The sequence below is a fragment of the Thioclava pacifica DSM 10166 genome (assembly GCF_000714535.1).
GTDB lineage: Bacteria > Pseudomonadota > Alphaproteobacteria > Rhodobacterales > Rhodobacteraceae > Thioclava > Thioclava pacifica.
In genome coordinates this window covers 1-273 of the sequence record NZ_AUND01000036.1, presented here as the reverse complement: position 1 = coordinate 273, position 273 = coordinate 1, and the positions used below count along the sequence as shown (strand labels likewise).

1 protein-coding gene is annotated in these 273 nt (G+C 61.5%); it reads left to right on the top strand.

The features are described 5' to 3' along the window. A partial coding sequence (locus TP2_RS14000) for a P-II family nitrogen regulator (RefSeq protein WP_038078762.1) occupies positions 1-273 on the top strand: 273 nt, incomplete at both ends.

Below are 273 nucleotides of genomic sequence, written 5' to 3'. Positions count from 1 at the left end.
CTCACCACCATCGGCGTGCGCGGAATGATGGTTACCGAGATCAAGGGCTTCGGCGCGCAGTCGGGGCACACCGAAATCTATCGCGGCGCGGAATATGCCGTGAACTTCGTGCCGAAGGTGAAACTCGAGATCGTCGTGGCCGACGGGCTCGTCGACGAGGTGATCGCGACGATCACCAAGGCCGCCAAGACTGACAAGATCGGCGACGGCAAGATCTTCGTGCTCGATGTCGCCCAGGCCGTGCGTGTGCGGACTGGCGAAACCAATGATGAC